The sequence below is a fragment of the Klebsiella variicola genome, from assembly GCF_000828055.2.
Lineage (GTDB): Bacteria > Pseudomonadota > Gammaproteobacteria > Enterobacterales > Enterobacteriaceae > Klebsiella > Klebsiella variicola.
In genome coordinates, this window is the sequence record NZ_CP010523.2 from 5,478,764 (window position 1) to 5,494,341 (window position 15,578).

The 15,578-nt window shown below is 54.1% G+C and carries 15 protein-coding genes; 12 read left to right on the plus strand and 3 right to left on the minus strand.

Features of this window, described 5'->3' with window-relative positions; all coding sequences use genetic code 11:
* Positions 1-7 precede the first annotated feature (7 nt).
* Together rbsD and kup are read right to left on the minus strand one after the other, a co-directional pair.
* Entirely contained in the window at positions 8-427 is a 420-nt protein-coding gene (rbsD, locus tag SP68_RS25595; protein ID WP_002882527.1) for a D-ribose pyranase, read from the minus strand.
* Between the two features lie 184 nt (positions 428-611).
* Positions 612-2,480 carry a low affinity potassium transporter Kup gene (gene kup, locus SP68_RS25600; RefSeq protein ID WP_008806712.1) on the minus strand — a complete coding sequence of 623 codons (1,869 nt, stop codon included), beginning with the start codon at positions 2,478-2,480 and terminating at the stop codon, positions 612-614.
* Between the two features lie 217 nt (positions 2,481-2,697).
* Between kup and ravA the strand changes: the two genes are divergently transcribed.
* Positions 2,698-4,197: an ATPase RavA gene (gene ravA, locus SP68_RS25605; RefSeq protein WP_032731532.1), complete on the plus strand. Its 1,500-nt coding sequence runs from the start codon at positions 2,698-2,700 to the stop codon at positions 4,195-4,197.
* Entirely contained in the window at positions 4,194-5,642 is a 1,449-nt protein-coding gene (viaA, locus tag SP68_RS25610) for an ATPase RavA stimulator ViaA (protein ID WP_008806714.1), read from the plus strand. Before ravA ends, viaA begins: the two co-directional genes overlap by 4 nt.
* 4 nt (positions 5,643-5,646) lie before the next feature.
* Here the strand turns inward: viaA and asnA are convergent, their stop codons facing one another.
* The gene (gene asnA, locus SP68_RS25615) at positions 5,647-6,639 is read right to left on the minus strand and encodes an aspartate--ammonia ligase (protein ID WP_008806715.1); all 993 of its coding nucleotides are present in this window, start codon (positions 6,637-6,639) and stop codon (positions 5,647-5,649) included.
* Between the two features lie 151 nt (positions 6,640-6,790).
* On the opposite strand from asnA, the gene asnC reads away from it, so the two are divergent.
* The 10 genes from asnC (at position 6,791) to atpA (ending at position 15,530) form a co-directional block, all read left to right on the plus strand.
* Positions 6,791-7,249, plus strand: a complete 459-nt coding sequence (gene asnC / locus SP68_RS25620; RefSeq protein ID WP_002882510.1) for a transcriptional regulator AsnC — start codon at positions 6,791-6,793, stop codon at positions 7,247-7,249.
* Between the two features lie 98 nt (positions 7,250-7,347).
* Positions 7,348-7,788 carry an FMN-binding protein MioC gene (gene mioC / locus SP68_RS25625; RefSeq protein WP_008806716.1) on the plus strand — a complete coding sequence of 147 codons (441 nt, stop codon included), beginning with the start codon at positions 7,348-7,350 and terminating at the stop codon, positions 7,786-7,788.
* A 381-nt stretch (positions 7,789-8,169) separates the two neighbouring features.
* Positions 8,170-10,059, plus strand: a complete 1,890-nt coding sequence (gene mnmG / locus SP68_RS25630; protein WP_040970615.1) for a tRNA uridine-5-carboxymethylaminomethyl(34) synthesis enzyme MnmG — start codon at positions 8,170-8,172, stop codon at positions 10,057-10,059.
* A gap of 116 nt (positions 10,060-10,175) precedes the next feature.
* Complete coding sequence (gene rsmG / locus SP68_RS25635) at positions 10,176-10,799, plus strand: 16S rRNA (guanine(527)-N(7))-methyltransferase RsmG (RefSeq protein ID WP_008806718.1); 624 nt, start codon at positions 10,176-10,178, stop codon at positions 10,797-10,799.
* 616 nt (positions 10,800-11,415) lie between these two features.
* On the plus strand, positions 11,416-11,796 hold the full coding sequence (gene atpI / locus SP68_RS25640) for a F0F1 ATP synthase subunit I (protein ID WP_032741502.1): 381 nt from the start codon (positions 11,416-11,418) through the stop codon (positions 11,794-11,796).
* Positions 11,797-11,803: 7 nt separating this feature from the next.
* A complete protein-coding gene (atpB, locus tag SP68_RS25645; protein WP_004151552.1) occupies positions 11,804-12,619 on the plus strand; it encodes a F0F1 ATP synthase subunit A in 816 nt (271 codons plus the stop codon).
* A gap of 48 nt (positions 12,620-12,667) precedes the next feature.
* Positions 12,668-12,907 (plus strand): F0F1 ATP synthase subunit C, encoded by a 240-nt coding sequence (gene atpE / locus SP68_RS25650; protein WP_000429386.1) that lies wholly within the window; start codon positions 12,668-12,670, stop codon positions 12,905-12,907.
* Between the two features lie 50 nt (positions 12,908-12,957).
* Entirely contained in the window at positions 12,958-13,428 is a 471-nt protein-coding gene (atpF, locus tag SP68_RS25655) for a F0F1 ATP synthase subunit B (RefSeq protein ID WP_004107293.1), read from the plus strand.
* 14 nt (positions 13,429-13,442) lie between these two features.
* Positions 13,443-13,976, plus strand: coding sequence for a F0F1 ATP synthase subunit delta (gene atpH / locus SP68_RS25660; protein WP_004202307.1), 534 nt, complete (start codon positions 13,443-13,445; stop codon positions 13,974-13,976).
* 12 nt (positions 13,977-13,988) lie between these two features.
* Positions 13,989-15,530, plus strand: a complete 1,542-nt coding sequence (gene atpA, locus SP68_RS25665) for a F0F1 ATP synthase subunit alpha (RefSeq protein ID WP_012543303.1) — start codon at positions 13,989-13,991, stop codon at positions 15,528-15,530.
* The last annotated feature ends 48 nt before the right edge of the window (positions 15,531-15,578 follow it).

Sequence of the window (15,578 nt, forward strand, 5' to 3'; positions counted from 1 at the left end):
GGCGACCTCAGAACGTGACGCCGGCACAGAGAATGATATTCGCAAACGGGGAACACTCCCCGCTGCGAATTACCGCCTGACTGTCTGCGGTTTGTTTTTTGAACTGCTCATGGCTGGTGTAACGAATTTCAATGGTATTTCCCTGGTGCTGCTGCAGCTGCTCGAGGTGAGTGAGCAACGTCGCGTGGAGCTGCGGATTATGGGTTTTAATCTCTTCCGCGATAACAGCCGCTTCAACCTGCATTTCCGTCGTCACCACTTCCAGCACCTGCATAAAGGAAGGTACGCCCTGAGTCAGCGCCATATCAATGCGCGTGCTGCTGCGGGGAACCGGTAATCCGGCATCGCAGACCACCAGCGTATCGGTGTGGCCCAGGCGGGAAATGACCGCGGAAATATCAGCGTTAAGTACGGTGCCTTTTTTCATTTTTCTCTTTTGCTCCACTAGCGAAACGTTTCGCTAAAATAATTATTATCAATGTGTGAGCAGAAAACCATCACCAGAAGAGAGAAATGTGATCGCCATCGAAACGTTTCGCAAGACAGCGACAGGAGATGACAGCCGGAGTGAGAAACAAAAAGCCCTTCGCAATGGAAGGGCTTTTTTGACATCAGATTTCGACCTGGGTACCGAGCTCGATAACCCGGTTTGGCGGGATTTCAAATTGATCCGGCGCCCGCAGGGCGTTACGCTGCAGCAGCAGATAAAGCTTGCCGCGCAGGCGCAGATACCACGGTCGTTTGCCGATAATCAGCGACTCATGCGACATGAAGAACGAGGTCTCCATCATTCGGCAACTGAGTCCTTCCAGGCCACAGCGATGGAACACCTCTTCAACGTTCGGCGTTTCCCGCCAACCGTAGCTGGCCACCACCCGCCAGAACGACGGCGACAGCTGCTCAATCTGCACCCGGCGAACGTTATGCACGTAAGGCGCGTCTTCGGTGCGCAGAGTCAGAAGGATTACTCGCTCATGCAGCACCTTGTTGTGCTTCAGGTTATGCAGCAGGGCAAACGGGATCACGTTCAGGGCGCGGGACATATACACCGCGGTACCCGGCACACGCACCGGCGGTGACTTCTCCAGCGAAGAGATCATCGCTTCCAGCGAATTGCCATGCTCGTGCATTCGGCGCAGCAGGCGGAAACGTTCGCTCTTCCAGGTGGTCATCACCGTGAACATCACCAGCCCCAGGGACAACGGCAGCCAACCGCCGGAGACAATCTTATCGAGGTTCGCCGAAAACAGCGGAATATCGATACACAGGAAGGCCACCAGCATCAGGCCGACAAACAGCTTATTCCAGTGCCAGTTTTTGCGCGCCACCGTTGCCGACAGAATGGAGGTCAGCACCATGGTGCCCGTGACCGCGATACCATACGCCGCCGCCAGATTAGACGAATGCTCAAAGCTGACAATAACGATGACCACAGAAACGTACAGCAGCCAGTTAATGAACGGGATGTAAATCTGTCCGGACTCCATTTCCGAGGTGTGGATAATGCGCATCGGCGACAGATAGCCCAGACGCACTGCCTGACGGGTCAGGGAGAAGACCCCGGAGATCACCGCCTGCGAGGCGATAACCGTCGCCAGCGTGGCGATAATCAGCATCGGGATCAGCGCCCACTCCGGCGCCAGCAGGAAGAACGGGTTTTTAATCGCTTCCGGGTGCTTCAGCAGTAGCGCGCCCTGGCCAAAATAGTTCAGCACCAGCGAGGGCAGCACGACGGAGAACCAGGCCACGCGGATCGGCAGTTTGCCGAAGTGACCCATATCGGCGTACAGCGCTTCCACCCCGGTAATCGACAGCACCACCGCGCCGAGCGCAATAAAGGAAACCGTTTTGTACTGCAGGAAGAAATGCACCGCCCAGTAGGGGTTTAGCGCCTGAAGAACTTCCGGGTTAGCGTAAATGCTTCGCGCGCCGAGCACCGCCAGCAACAGGAACCAGATCAGCATAATCGGCGCAAACAGCTTACCGACCATGCCGGTCCCGTGCTTCTGGATCACAAACAACAGGGTCAGCACGATAATGGAGATAGGGACAATCCAGGTATCAAGCTGCGGGGCGATAATTTCTAACCCCTCTATCGCCGACATAACGGAAATCGCCGGCGTAATCACCACTTCGCCATAGAAGAAGCTACCGCCGATCAGGCCGAGGATCACCAGTACGGAGGTCATTCGGGCCGAGGTATTACGTCCGGCCAGCGACATCAGCGTTAAGATCCCGCCTTCCCCGGCGTTATCCGCCCGCATCACGAACGTGATGTATTTAATCGATACGGTAAAGATTAACAGCCAGAAAATCAGCGACAAAAAGCCAAACACGGCGTCGCGCTCAACGCCAAAGCCAAACTGACCTGACAGGCATTCGCGCAAGGTATACAGTGGACTGGTACCGATATCGCCGTACACCACGCCGATGGCCGCCAACGTTAATGCCGGCAACGATTGTTTATTATCAGTGCTCATAGACTAGTCTTTTCGTTTATAAAACAAATGTGTGCCTAGTCCCTTGGCCCACAAAAAGCGCACAGTATGCACGATTATTTGCGAAATCGTACCCCTAACAGACACCATATTAACCTGGCTCAAAAAAAATAAATCGATTCTTCAGGCTATTACCGCCCCTGCTCTAACATCTATACTCGACCCAATAACGATACATGACAAAGCACGCAACTCAATTATGGCTCAAACACATTTACTGGCTGAAAGAATTTCCCGGCTCAGCGCGGCACTCGAAAAAGGACTCTTTGAACGCAGCCACGCGATACGCCTCTGCCTGCTGGCGGCGCTCAGCGGCGAGAGCGTTTTTTTGCTCGGCCCACCGGGGATCGCCAAAAGCCTGATTGCCCGCCGCCTCAAATTCGCCTTCCAGCAGGCGCGCGCTTTTGAATACCTGATGACCCGCTTCTCCACCCCGGAAGAAGTTTTTGGGCCACTGTCCATTCAGGCACTGAAGGATGAAGGCCGTTACGAACGTTTAACCGCCGGCTACCTGCCGGAAGCCGAAATCGTCTTTCTCGATGAAATATGGAAAGCGGGTCCGGCGATCCTCAACACCCTGCTGACGGCGATTAACGAACGTCACTTCCGCAATGGGGCGCACGAAGAGAAAATCCCGATGCGCCTGCTGGTGGCCGCGTCGAACGAACTCCCCGAAGCCGACAGCAGTCTGGAAGCGCTGTATGACCGAATGCTGATCCGTCTGTGGCTTGATAAAGTGCAGGATAAAGGTAATTTCCGTTCAATGCTGGTCAGCCAGCAGGATGAAAACATCAATCCAGTGCCCAGCGCGCTGCAGGTTAGCGACGAAGAGTTTACCCAATGGCAGCAGCAGATCGGCAATATCAAACTGCCAGACGCGGTGTTTGAGCTGATATTCCAGCTCCGCCAGCAGCTGGATGCCCTGCCAAATGCGCCGTACGTCTCGGATCGCCGCTGGAAAAAGGCCATTCGCCTGCTGCAGGCCAGCGCCTTCTTCAGCGGGCGCGACAGCATCGCGCCGATAGATCTGATCCTGCTGAAAGATTGTCTGTGGCACAACGTCGAGAGCATGAACCTGATGTCGCAGCAGCTGGAAACGCTCATGACCTGTCACGCCTGGCAACAGCAGGCAATGCTGACGCGGCTGGGGGCCATTGTCCAAAGACGCATTCAGATCCAACAGCAGCAAAGCGACAAAACGGCGTTGAAGGTCACCCGCCTTGGCGGGATGTTTAGCCGCAAACCGCACTATGAATTGCCGGCGGAGATCCAGGGGACCACCCTGACACTGCTGCTGCAGCAGCCGCTCAAACTTCACGATATGGAAGTGATCCACATTACTTTTGAACGCGAGGCGTTAGCCAACTGGCTGGAAAAGGGCGGTGAGATCCGCGGTAAGCTCAACGGGATCGGCTTTGCCCAACTGCTCAATATGGATGTCGACACCAGCCAGCACCTGGTCGTCCGCGACGTCAGCCTGCAGGGCTCACGCCTCGCGCTGCCCGGTAGCGCATCGCAGGAGAACATGCCGGCAGAAATTCGCCAACAGCTGGAGGTGCTCGATGATGAGTGGCACCAGCAACACAACCGCTTCAGCGAGCAGCAAAAGTGTCTGTTTATCCCGGTCGAGTGGCTGGGAAGAATCGAAGCCAGCCTGCAGGACGTCGGCGCGCAGATTAAACAGGCGAAGCAGCCATGACGCTCGATATGCTGAATGTCATGCTGGCAGTCAGCGAAGAGGGAATGATCGAGGAGATGCTGCTGGCGCTGCTGGCTTCTCCTCAGCTGGCGGTGTTCTTTGAGAAATTCCCCCGCCTGAAAAACATCATCGCGGCGGATATTCCACGCTGGCGTGAAGCCGTTCGCGCCCGTTTGAAAGAAGTTAACGTCCCGCCGGATCTGGACGCCGAAGTGCAAACCTATCAGCAGGCTCAGCTACTCTCTACCTCGCAGTTTATCGTCCAGCTCCCGCAGATCCTCGGCAAACTGCACCAGCTACAGTCTCCTTTTGCCGCTCAGGCGCAGAAGCTGGTGGATGACAATGCCACCTTTACCCCGGCGTTGCATACGCTGTTTTTACAGCGCTGGCGCCTGAGCCTGGTGGTGCAAGCCACCAGCCTTAACCAGCAGCTGCTGGATGAAGAACGCGATCAGTTACTCAGTGAGGTCCAGGAACGAATGACGCTCAGCGGTCAGCTCGATCCGGTACTGGCGGAAAATGACACTGCCGCCGGGCGTCTGTGGGATATGAGCGCAGGCGAACTCAAACGCGGCGACTATCAGCTGATCGTGCGCTATGGCGATTTTCTCAACCAGCAACCGGAGCTACTGCAGCTGGCGGAACAACTCGGACGTTCACGGGAAGCGAAATCGGTGCCGAAGAAAGACGCCCCGATGGAAACCTTTCGCAGCCTGGTGCGCGAGCCGGCGACAGTACCGGAGCAAGTCGACGGCCTCCAGCAGAGTGACGACATTCTGCGGCTGCTGCCGCCGGAGCTGGCGACGCTCGGCATCACGGAGCTGGAGTTTGAATTTTATCGCAAGCTGGTGGAGAAGCAGCTGCTCACCTACCGGCTGCATGGCGACGCCTGGCGTGAGAAAATCACCGAACGCCCGGTAACGCGGCAGGATTTTGATGAGCAACCGCGCGGGCCGTTCATTGTCTGCGTCGATACGTCAGGGTCGATGGGCGGTTTTAACGAGCAGTGCGCTAAGGCCTTTTGTCTGGCCCTCATGCGCGTCGCGCTGGCTGATAACCGTCGCTGCTTTATTATGCTGTTCTCCAGCGAAGTGGTGCATTACGAACTGACCAGCGAGCGCGGGCTGGAGCAGGCGATCCGCTTTTTAAGCCAGCGCTTTCGCGGCGGTACCGATCTGGCCAGCTGTTTTCGCGCCATCATTGAACGTCTGCAAAACCCGCAGTGGGTGGATGCGGATGCCGTCGTGATCTCTGACTTTATCGCCCAGCGGTTGCCGGATGAGGTGATTGCTCAGGTGGGGGAGTTACAGCGTAAGCACCAGCACCGTTTTCACGCGGTGGCGATGTCGGTACACGGCAAACCCGGCATCATGCGCATCTTCGATCATATCTGGCGCTTTGATACCGGGCTGCGTAGCCGCCTGCTGCGACGCTGGCGGCGCTAATTCATTACAGCAGCGCGGAAACGCTTTCGCGAACCTGCGCCGGCCATACGCCGCACTGCACCTGGCCGATATGGTCAAGCTGCAGCAGCAGCATCGTCAGACGAGACTGGCCAATGCCGCCGCCGATAGTCTGCGGCATCTCGCCGCGCAGCAGCGCCTGGTGCCATTCAAGCTGTAGGCGATCTTCATCGCCAGTCACGGCCAGCTGGCGCTTCAGCGCTTCGGCGTCAACGCGGATCCCCATTGAGGAGATCTCGAAAGCATCTTCCAGCACCGGGTTCCAAACCAGGATATCGCCGTTCAGACCGGCAAAGCCTTCAGAAATCTCTGTGCTCCAGTCATCATAATCCGGCGCACGCACGTCGTGGCGCTTACCGTCAGACAGTTTGCCGCCGATACCAATTAAGAAGACGGCCCCCAACTCTTTGGCAATGGCTCGCTCACGGCCTTTGGCATCGAGATCGGGATAGCGGCTCAGCAGCTCCTGGCTGTGAACAAAATGGATCTGTTCCGGCAGAAAAGGCTTCAGGCCAAATTCCTGGCTGACCGCCAGCTCGGTAGCTTTGATCCCGGCGTAGATCGCCTCGACGGTTGCCTTCAGAGTGCCGACGTGACGCTCTTCATCGCCCATCACGCGCTCCCAGTCCCACTGGTCAACATAAACGGAATGGATAGGCGTCAGACGGTCTTCATCGGGGCGAAGGGCCTTCATGTGCGTGTACAGCCCTTCGCCCGCGCTGAAGTCGTGTTGTCCCAGGGTTTGACGCTTCCACTTCGCCAGCGAATGAACCACTTCGAACTGGGCGTCGGGCAGTGTTTTCACTTTTACCTGAACCGCTTTCTCGCAGCCGGACAAGTTATCCTGCGTCCCATCGCCCACGCGGCTTAAGATTGGCGCCTGGACTTCAATCAGGCCAAGCTTCTCTTCCAGCTGACGGGAAAAGTGGGATTTAACGAAACTGATCTGGCGTTGTTTTGCGATATATGCGGTTTTCATTTTTATAACTCCTGCGTCCTGTTGCCATTGATTAAGCAACAAAACAGGGCCGCAATACAATAATCAATCAATAAAAAGCCGCATCGACTTTTAATTCATCAAAATATGACGCTAAAATAGCAAGAACCCTCAAACTTCATAAGAAAAAGATATGGAAAATTATCAGATCGACAATCTGGACCGCGGCATTCTCGATGCGCTGATGGCCAACGCCCGTACCGCCTATGCCGAACTGGCTAAACAGTTCAGCGTCAGCCCGGGCACCATTCATGTGCGCGTCGAAAAGATGAAACAGGCGGGTATCATTACCGGTGCGCGCATTGACGTCAGCCCCAAGCAGCTGGGCTATGATGTCGGCTGCTTTATCGGCATTATTCTCAAGAGCGCCAAGGACTACCCTTCCGCCCTTGCTCGCCTGGAAAGCCTGGAGGAGGTCACCGAGGCTTATTACACCACCGGCCACTACAGCATCTTTATTAAGGTGATGTGTAAATCCATCGATGCCCTGCAGCAGGTACTTATCAACAAGATCCAAACAATTGATGAAATTCAGTCCACCGAGACGCTGATCGTGCTGCAGAACCCGATCATGCGTACCATCAAGCCCTGATCGCTTTTTTTAATCCCACATTTTTCCACAGGTAGATCCCAGCTCGCTCACAGCGTACAATACGCCACTCTGAACAGTTGAGCGGGCGATCGGCGATCATGGCAGACATTACACTTATCAGCGGCAGCACCCTGGGCAGTGCGGAATATGTAGCAGAGCATCTGGCGGAAAAGCTGGAAGAAGCCGGCTACAGCACTGAAATCCAGCACGGTCCGCTGGTTGACGATCTGCAGGCGGAAGGGATCTGGTTAGTTATCTCTTCAACGCATGGCGCCGGCGACATTCCCGACAACCTGGTTCCCTTCTATGACGCATTGCTGGAGCAGAAGGCCGATCTTTCCGCCGTGCGCTTTGGCGCCATCGGGATCGGCAGCCGCGAATACGACACCTTCTGCGGGGCGATCGATAAATTAGAAGCAGCATTGAAGGCCAGCGGCGCAAAACAGATCGGCGAAACGCTGAAAATTAACGTACTGGAACATGAAATTCCGGAGGATCCAGCGGAAATCTGGCTGGGATCCTGGAAAAATTTGCTCTGAGAATTGTAAAGATCGTCGGATCTTCTGTGGATAACCATGCTTAAAAGCTTGGATCAACCGGTAGTTATCCAAAGAATAACCGTCGTATGGTTTTTGTGCTGTGTATAACCCTTCATTTTGATCCCAGCTTATACGGACCAGGATCACCGATCATTCACAGATAGTGATCCTTCTTAAGCTTTTGATCTTACATCGTGGATCCGACTTATCCACAAAGAGAGTCGATCCTAATAAGAGATCACAATAGAACAGATCTCTATATAAAGATCTTCTTTTTAATACTCAGGATCCCGGAGTCTTTCTCAAAAGACCAAAGCCGAGTAGAATCCACGGCCCGGGCTTCAATCCATTTTCAAACCGCGTTATGCGAGGCAGATCACCATGTTTTATCAGGATCCTTTTGACGTCATTATCATTGGCGGGGGTCATGCAGGCACTGAGGCCGCGATGGCCGCAGCGCGAATGGGCCAACAAACCCTGCTTTTGACACACAATATCGACACGCTGGGGCAGATGAGCTGCAACCCGGCGATTGGCGGCATTGGGAAAGGACACCTGGTAAAAGAAGTGGACGCACTCGGCGGATTGATGGCAACCGCGATCGATCAGGCGGGTATTCAGTTTAGGATACTAAACGCCAGCAAAGGGCCCGCGGTACGTGCCACTCGCGCCCAGGCAGACCGCGTGCTGTATCGTCAGGCGGTACGCACCGCGCTGGAGAACCAGCCGAACCTGATGATCTTCCAGCAGGCAGTGGAAGATCTGATTGTGGAAAACGATCGCGTCGTGGGCGCCGTCACTCAGATGGGCCTCAAATTCCGTGCCAAAGCGGTGGTGCTGACCGTCGGAACCTTCCTCGATGGCAAAATCCATATTGGTCTGGATAACTACAGCGGCGGGCGTGCCGGCGATCCGCCGTCAATTCCACTGTCTCGTCGTCTGCGTGAGCTGCCGCTGCGCGTAAGCCGCCTGAAAACCGGAACCCCACCGCGTATTGACGCCCGCACCATCGATTTCAGCGTGCTGGCGCAACAGCACGGCGATAACCCAATGCCGGTCTTCTCGTTCATGGGATCCGCGGATCAGCATCCGCGCCAGGTGCCGTGCTATATCACCCACACCAACGAGAAAACCCATGACGTGATCCGTAATAACCTCGATCGCAGCCCAATGTACTCTGGGGTGATCGAAGGGATCGGGCCACGCTATTGTCCGTCGATCGAAGACAAAGTCATGCGCTTTGCCGATCGCAACCAACATCAGATTTTCCTTGAACCGGAAGGCCTGACCTCAAACGAAATTTATCCGAACGGTATCTCCACCAGCCTGCCGTTTGATGTGCAAATGCAAATCGTCCGCTCAATGCAGGGGATGGAGAACGCGCGGATCGTCCGTCCTGGCTACGCCATTGAGTACGATTTCTTCGACCCACGCGATCTGAAGCCAACGCTCGAGAGCAAATTCATTCAGGGTCTGTTCTTTGCCGGACAGATCAACGGCACCACCGGTTATGAAGAAGCCGCTGCTCAGGGTCTGCTGGCCGGTCTTAACGCCGCCCGCTTCTCTGCGGAAAAAGAGGGCTGGGCGCCGCGTCGCGATCAGGCTTATCTCGGCGTGCTGGTGGATGACCTGTGCACCCTGGGTACCAAAGAACCGTACCGCATGTTTACCTCCCGTGCCGAATATCGTCTGATGCTGCGCGAAGATAACGCCGACCTGCGCCTGACCGAACAGGGGCGTGAGCTGGGTCTGGTGGACGATGAACGCTGGGCGCGGTACAACGAAAAGCTGGAAAGCATTGAACGTGAACGTCAGCGTCTGAAATCGACCTGGGTGAACCCGCAGGCAGAGAGCGCCGCCGAAGTGAATGCTCACCTGACGGCGCCGCTGTCGCGTGAAGCGAGTGGTGAAGATCTGCTGCGTCGTCCAGAAATGACGTACGAACAGCTGGTACAGCTTTCTCCGTTTGCGCCAGGCCTGCAGGATCAACAAGCGGCCGAGCAGGTAGAGATCCAGGTGAAGTATGAAGGCTACATCGCTCGCCAGCAGGATGAGATTGAGAAACAGCAGCGCAATGAGAATACCGTGCTGCCGGCGACGCTCGATTACCGCCAGGTCACCGGGTTGTCTAACGAAGTGATCGCCAAACTGAACGACCATAAGCCGTCGTCGATAGGGCAGGCGTCACGCATTTCCGGGATCACGCCGGCGGCGATCTCTATTTTGCTGGTCTGGCTGAAAAAGCAGGGGATGCTGCGCCGCAGCGCCTGATTGCGGCCATCTGCCAGCGCTGATTTCGCAGTTGCATAATCAGCGTTCGCCTTTATCATTCATAGCCCGGTAAGCGTTAGCGCCTCCGGGCTCATTATTTTTTGAAGGTACTGACCGTGCTCAACAAACTTTCTCGTCTGCTGGATGAAGCGGGTATTTCGCTCACCGATCACCAGAAAAACCAGCTGGTGGCCTACGTCGGGCTGCTCGATAAGTGGAACAAAGCCTATAACCTGACTTCCGTTCGCGATCCGAATGAGATGCTGGTGCGCCATATCCTCGACAGCATCATCGTGGCGCCTTATCTGCAGGGCTCGCGCTTTATCGATGTCGGGACCGGACCGGGGCTCCCTGGCATTCCGCTGGCCATCGTGCGTCCTGAGTCGCATTTCACCCTGCTCGACAGTCTCGGCAAGCGCGTGCGCTTCCTGCGTCAGGTGCAGCATGAGCTGAAGCTGGATAATGTCACCCCGGTGCAGAGCCGCGTGGAAGCCTTCCCGGCCGAACCGCCGTTTGACGGTGTGATAAGCCGCGCCTTCGCATCGCTCAATGATATGGTGAGCTGGTGCCATCATCTGCCGGCAGCGAACGGTCACTTCTATGCACTCAAAGGGTTAGCGCAAAAAGACGAAATGGAAAACCTGCCGGAAGGGTATGGTATTGCCGAGGTGATTGAGCTGCATGTTCCTCAGCTGGAAGGGGAGCGACACCTGGTGGTGATTCAACCAAAATCGCGTTAATTTTTATCAAAAAATGTGGAAAAAATGTCGCCCGCGGATGTTACAAAAATAAAGGTCACTCCGCGATATTATCGGGCTGCATTTAACCATGTTTTTACTATGGCTTTTCCTGCGGTTAACTTAGCATAAGTGATTCACTGACAAAATAGTCAACTTTGAAAATATCAGGGTGCTAAAAATCGACACGGATGAACAGCATAGTGATGTTAAATTTTTATTATAAATGTCAATAAAAGGTTTTTATTGTATGTGAGGTTGTTTTAGATAATGTCCTCACTTTTTATCTTGAATATCAAAAGCATGAAAAATAGTGTTTTATGTCCTTGATTCATTAAAGGGCGCTTGAAATGTTTATTATGTGATCTAATGCACGCTTTAATTGCCGTGTTTCCACGTTATTTGCAGTTTTGTATGACTGCTCACAGAACGCTGAAATGCACGGAAAGTTGTCCGTTGGAAAATAATTAAACATTTATTCACTATTTTGCTACTTATTGTTTGAAATCACGGGGCGTCACCGTATAATTTGTCCGCTTTTTGATGCTTGACTCTTCGTCTTAAAGGACGTTTTATACGACACGCGACATACCTCAAAGGGAGCAGGAGTAAAAACGTGATGTCAGTGTCGCTCTTGAGTCGAAACGTTGCTCGCAAGCTTCTGTTTATTCAGTTACTGGCAGTAATAGCAAGTGGACTGCTGTTCAGCCTCAAAGACCCCTTCTGGGGCATTTCCGCTGTATGCGGCGGTTTGGCGGTGGTTTTGCCGAACCTGATGTTTATGATTTTTGCCTGGCGTCATCAGGCGCATACACCAGCAAAAGGCCGTGTGGCCTGGACCTTCGCCTTCGGTGAAGCCTTCAAGGTGTTGCTAACCTTCGCCCTTCTGGCGATGGCGCTGGCTGTTTTAAGAGTGGTATTTATGCCGCTGATCGTGACGTGGGTTTTGGTGCTGGTGGTACAAGTTCTGGCGCCAGCTGTAATTAACAACAAAGGGTAAAGGCATCATGGCTTCAGAAAATATGACGCCGCAGGATTACATAGGACACCATCTGAACAACCTTCAGTTGGACCTACGTACATTCTCGCTGGTGGATCCGCACAACCACACAGCCACCTTCTGGACGCTCAACATTGACTCCATGTTCTTCTCGGTGGTTCTCGGTCTGCTGTTCCTTGCCATGTTCCGTAGCGTTGCTAAGAAAGCGACCAGCGGCGTACCAGGGAAATTCCAAACCTTCATCGAAATGATCATCGGCTTCGTCCATGGCAGCGTCAAAGACATGTACCATGGCAAGAGCAAGGTTATCGCGCCGCTGGCGCTGACCGTGTTCGTCTGGGTCTTCCTGATGAACCTGATGGACCTGCTGCCAATCGACCTGCTTCCTTATATCGGCGAACACATTTTCGGCCTGCCTGCACTGCGCGTGGTTCCGTCTGCCGACGTGAACATCACCCTGTCGATGGCGCTTGGCGTGTTCATCCTGATTATTTTCTACAGCATCAAAATGAAAGGCGTAGGTGGGTTCGTTAAAGAACTGACCATGCAGCCGTTCAATCACTGGGCGTTCATTCCTGTCAACTTAATCCTTGAAGGGGTAAGCCTGCTGTCCAAACCGGTTTCTCTCGGTCTGCGACTGTTCGGCAACATGTATGCCGGTGAGCTGATTTTCATTCTGATTGCTGGTCTGTTGCCGTGGTGGTCACAGTGGGTTCTGAATGTGCCTTGGGCCATTTTCCACATCCTGATTATTACGCTGCAAGCCTTCATCTTCATGGTTCTGACGATTGTCTATCTGTCGATGGCGTCCGAAGAGCATTGATTTTTACCAACACTACTACGTTTTAACTGAAACAAACTGGAGACTGTCATGGAAAACCTGAATATGGATCTGCTGTACATGGCTGCCGCTGTGATGATGGGTCTGGCGGCAATCGGTGCTGCGATCGGTATCGGCATCCTCGGAGGTAAATTCCTGGAAGGCGCAGCGCGTCAACCGGATCTGATTCCTCTGCTGCGTACTCAGTTCTTTATCGTTATGGGTCTGGTGGATGCTATCCCGATGATCGCTGTAGGTCTGGGTCTGTACGTGATGTTCGCCGTCGCGTAGTAAGTTGTTAGAAACCTAAGCCACAGAGTTAATTAAAGAGGTATTGTGCTGTGAACATGAACGCAACAATCCTCGGCCAGGCCATCGCGTTTGTTATCTTCGTATGGTTCTGCATGAAGTACGTATGGCCGCCTTTAATGGCTGCCATCGAAAAACGCCAGAAAGAGATTTCTGACGGTTTAGCTTCTGCAGAACGCGCTAAGAAAGATTTGGACCTTGCACAGGCCAACGCGACCGACCAGCTGAAAAAAGCGAAAGCGGAAGCCCAGGTAATCATTGAGCAGGCGAACAAGCGTCGCTCTCAGATTCTGGACGAAGCTAAAGCTGAAGCAGAACAGGAACGCACCAAAATCGTTGCACAAGCGCAGGCTGAAATTGATGCTGAGCGTAAACGTGCACGCGAGGAGCTGCGTAAGCAGGTCGCTATCCTGGCTGTTGCTGGCGCCGAGAAGATCATCGAACGTTCCGTGGATGAAGCTGCTAACAGCGACATCGTGGATAAACTTGTCGCTGAACTGTAAGGAGGGAGGGGCTGATGTCTGAATTTGTAACGGTAGCTCGCCCCTACGCCAAAGCAGCTTTTGACTTTGCCGTCGAACACAACAGTGTTGAACGCTGGCAGGATATGCTGGCGTTTGCCGCCGAAGTGACCAAAAACGACCAAATGGCAGAGCTTCTCTCCGGTGCTTTGGCGCCGGAAACGCTCTCAGAAGCGTTTATCGCTATCTGCGGCGAGCAACTCGACGAAAACGGCCAGAACCTGATTAAGGTGATGGCGGAAAACAATCGTCTGAAGGTGCTCCCGGACGTTCTTGAGCAATTCATTCACCTGCGCGCGGCCAGTGAGGCCATCGCAGAGGTAGAAGTAATATCTGCCAACCAACTGAGTGATGAACAGCTTGCCAGGATCGTCAGCGCGATGGAAAAACGTCTGTCACGCAAAGTTAAGCTGAATTGCAAAATCGATAAGTCTGTTATGGCAGGTATTATCATCCGTGCGGGTGATATGGTCATTGATGGCAGCGTACGCGGCCGTCTTGATCGCCTTGCAGACGTCTTGCAGTCTTAAGGGGACTGGAGCATGCAACTGAATTCCACCGAAATCAGCGAACTGATCAAGCAGCGCATTGCTCAGTTCAATGTTGTGAGCGAAGCTCATAACGAAGGTACTATTGTTTCTGTAAGTGACGGTGTTATCCGCATCCACGGCCTTGCCGAATGTATGCAGGGTGAGATGATCTCCCTGCCGGGTAACCGTTACGCTATCGCATTGAACCTGGAGCGTGACTCCGTTGGTGCCGTGGTGATGGGTCCGTATGCTGACCTCGCCGAAGGCATGAAGGTTAAATGTACTGGCCGTATCCTGGAAGTTCCGGTTGGCCGTGGCCTGCTGGGCCGTGTGGTTAACACCCTGGGCGCGCCAATTGATGGTAAAGGTCCGCTGGAAAACGACGGTTTCTCCGCCGTAGAAGCGATCGCACCGGGCGTCATCGAACGTCAGTCCGTCGATCAGCCGGTACAGACCGGTTATAAATCCGTTGACGCCATGATCCCAATCGGTCGTGGTCAGCGTGAACTGATCATCGGCGACCGTCAGACCGGTAAAACTGCGCTGGCTATCGATGCCATCATCAACCAGCGTGATTCCGGTATCAAGTGCGTCTATGTTGCTATCGGCCAGAAAGCGTCCACCATCTCTAACGTGGTGCGTAAACTGGAAGAGCACGGCGCGCTGGCTAACACCATTGTGGTGGTAGCGACTGCATCCGAATCTGCTGCACTGCAATACCTGGCGCCATACGCCGGTTGCGCAATGGGCGAATACTTCCGCGACCGCGGTGAAGATGCGCTGATCATTTACGATGACCTGTCTAAACAGGCTGTTGCTTATCGTCAGATCTCCCTGCTGCTCCGTCGTCCGCCAGGACGTGAAGCCTTCCCGGGCGACGTATTCTACCTCCACTCTCGTCTGCTGGAGCGTGCTGCGCGTGTTAACGCCGAATACGTTGAAGCTTTCACCAAAGGTGAAGTGAAAGGGAAAACCGGTTCTCTGACCGCACTGCCGATTATCGAAACGCAGGCGGGTGACGTTTCCGCATTCGTTCCGACCAACGTAATCTCCATTACCGATGGTCAGATCTTCCTGGAAACCAACCTGTTCAACGCCGGTATTCGTCCTGCGGTTAACCCGGGTATCTCCGTATCCCGTGTTGGTGGTGCAGCGCAGACCAAGATCATGAAGAAACTGTCCGGTGGTATCCGTACCGCACTGGCGCAGTATCGTGAACTGGCAGCGTTCTCCCAGTTTGCATCCGACCTTGACGATGCAACCCGCAAACAGCTGGACCACGGTCAGAAAGTGACCGAGCTGCTGAAACAGAAACAGTATGCGCCGATGTCCGTCGCGCAGCAGTCTCTGGTTCTGTTCGCAGCAGAACGTGGTTACCTGGCTGATGTAGAACTGGCGAAAATCGGTAGCTTCGAAGCCGCTCTGCTGGCTTACGTCGACCGTGATCACGCTCCGCTGATGCAAGAGATTAACCAGTCCGGTGGCTATAACGACGAAATCGAAGGCAAGCTGAAAGGCATCCTCGATTCCTTCAAAGCAACCCAGTCCTGGTAACGTCTGGCGGTCTGTCTTAGGGCAGGCCGCAAGGCATTGAGGAGAAGC

Excerpts from the sequence above, each read along its gene's own strand:
- asnC (WP_002882510.1), top strand. The coding sequence starts at position 6,791 with ATGGAAAATTATCAGATCGACAATCTGGACCGCGGCATTCTCGATGCG.
- ravA (WP_032731532.1), top strand. The coding sequence starts at position 2,698 with ATGGCTCAAACACATTTACTGGCTGAAAGAATTTCCCGGCTCAGCGCG.
- kup (WP_008806712.1), bottom strand. The coding sequence starts at position 2,480 with ATGAGCACTGATAATAAACAATCGTTGCCGGCATTAACGTTGGCGGCC.
- rbsD (WP_002882527.1), bottom strand. The coding sequence starts at position 427 with ATGAAAAAAGGCACCGTACTTAACGCTGATATTTCCGCGGTCATTTCC.
- atpI (WP_032741502.1), top strand. The coding sequence starts at position 11,416 with ATGTCAGTGTCGCTCTTGAGTCGAAACGTTGCTCGCAAGCTTCTGTTT.
- mioC (WP_008806716.1), top strand. The coding sequence starts at position 7,348 with ATGGCAGACATTACACTTATCAGCGGCAGCACCCTGGGCAGTGCGGAA.
- atpH (WP_004202307.1), top strand. The coding sequence starts at position 13,443 with ATGTCTGAATTTGTAACGGTAGCTCGCCCCTACGCCAAAGCAGCTTTT.
- mnmG (WP_040970615.1), top strand. The coding sequence starts at position 8,170 with ATGTTTTATCAGGATCCTTTTGACGTCATTATCATTGGCGGGGGTCAT.
- atpB (WP_004151552.1), top strand. The coding sequence starts at position 11,804 with ATGGCTTCAGAAAATATGACGCCGCAGGATTACATAGGACACCATCTG.
- atpE (WP_000429386.1), top strand. The coding sequence starts at position 12,668 with ATGGAAAACCTGAATATGGATCTGCTGTACATGGCTGCCGCTGTGATG.
- viaA (WP_008806714.1), top strand. The coding sequence starts at position 4,194 with ATGACGCTCGATATGCTGAATGTCATGCTGGCAGTCAGCGAAGAGGGA.
- asnA (WP_008806715.1), bottom strand. The coding sequence starts at position 6,639 with ATGAAAACCGCATATATCGCAAAACAACGCCAGATCAGTTTCGTTAAA.
- atpA (WP_012543303.1), top strand. The coding sequence starts at position 13,989 with ATGCAACTGAATTCCACCGAAATCAGCGAACTGATCAAGCAGCGCATT.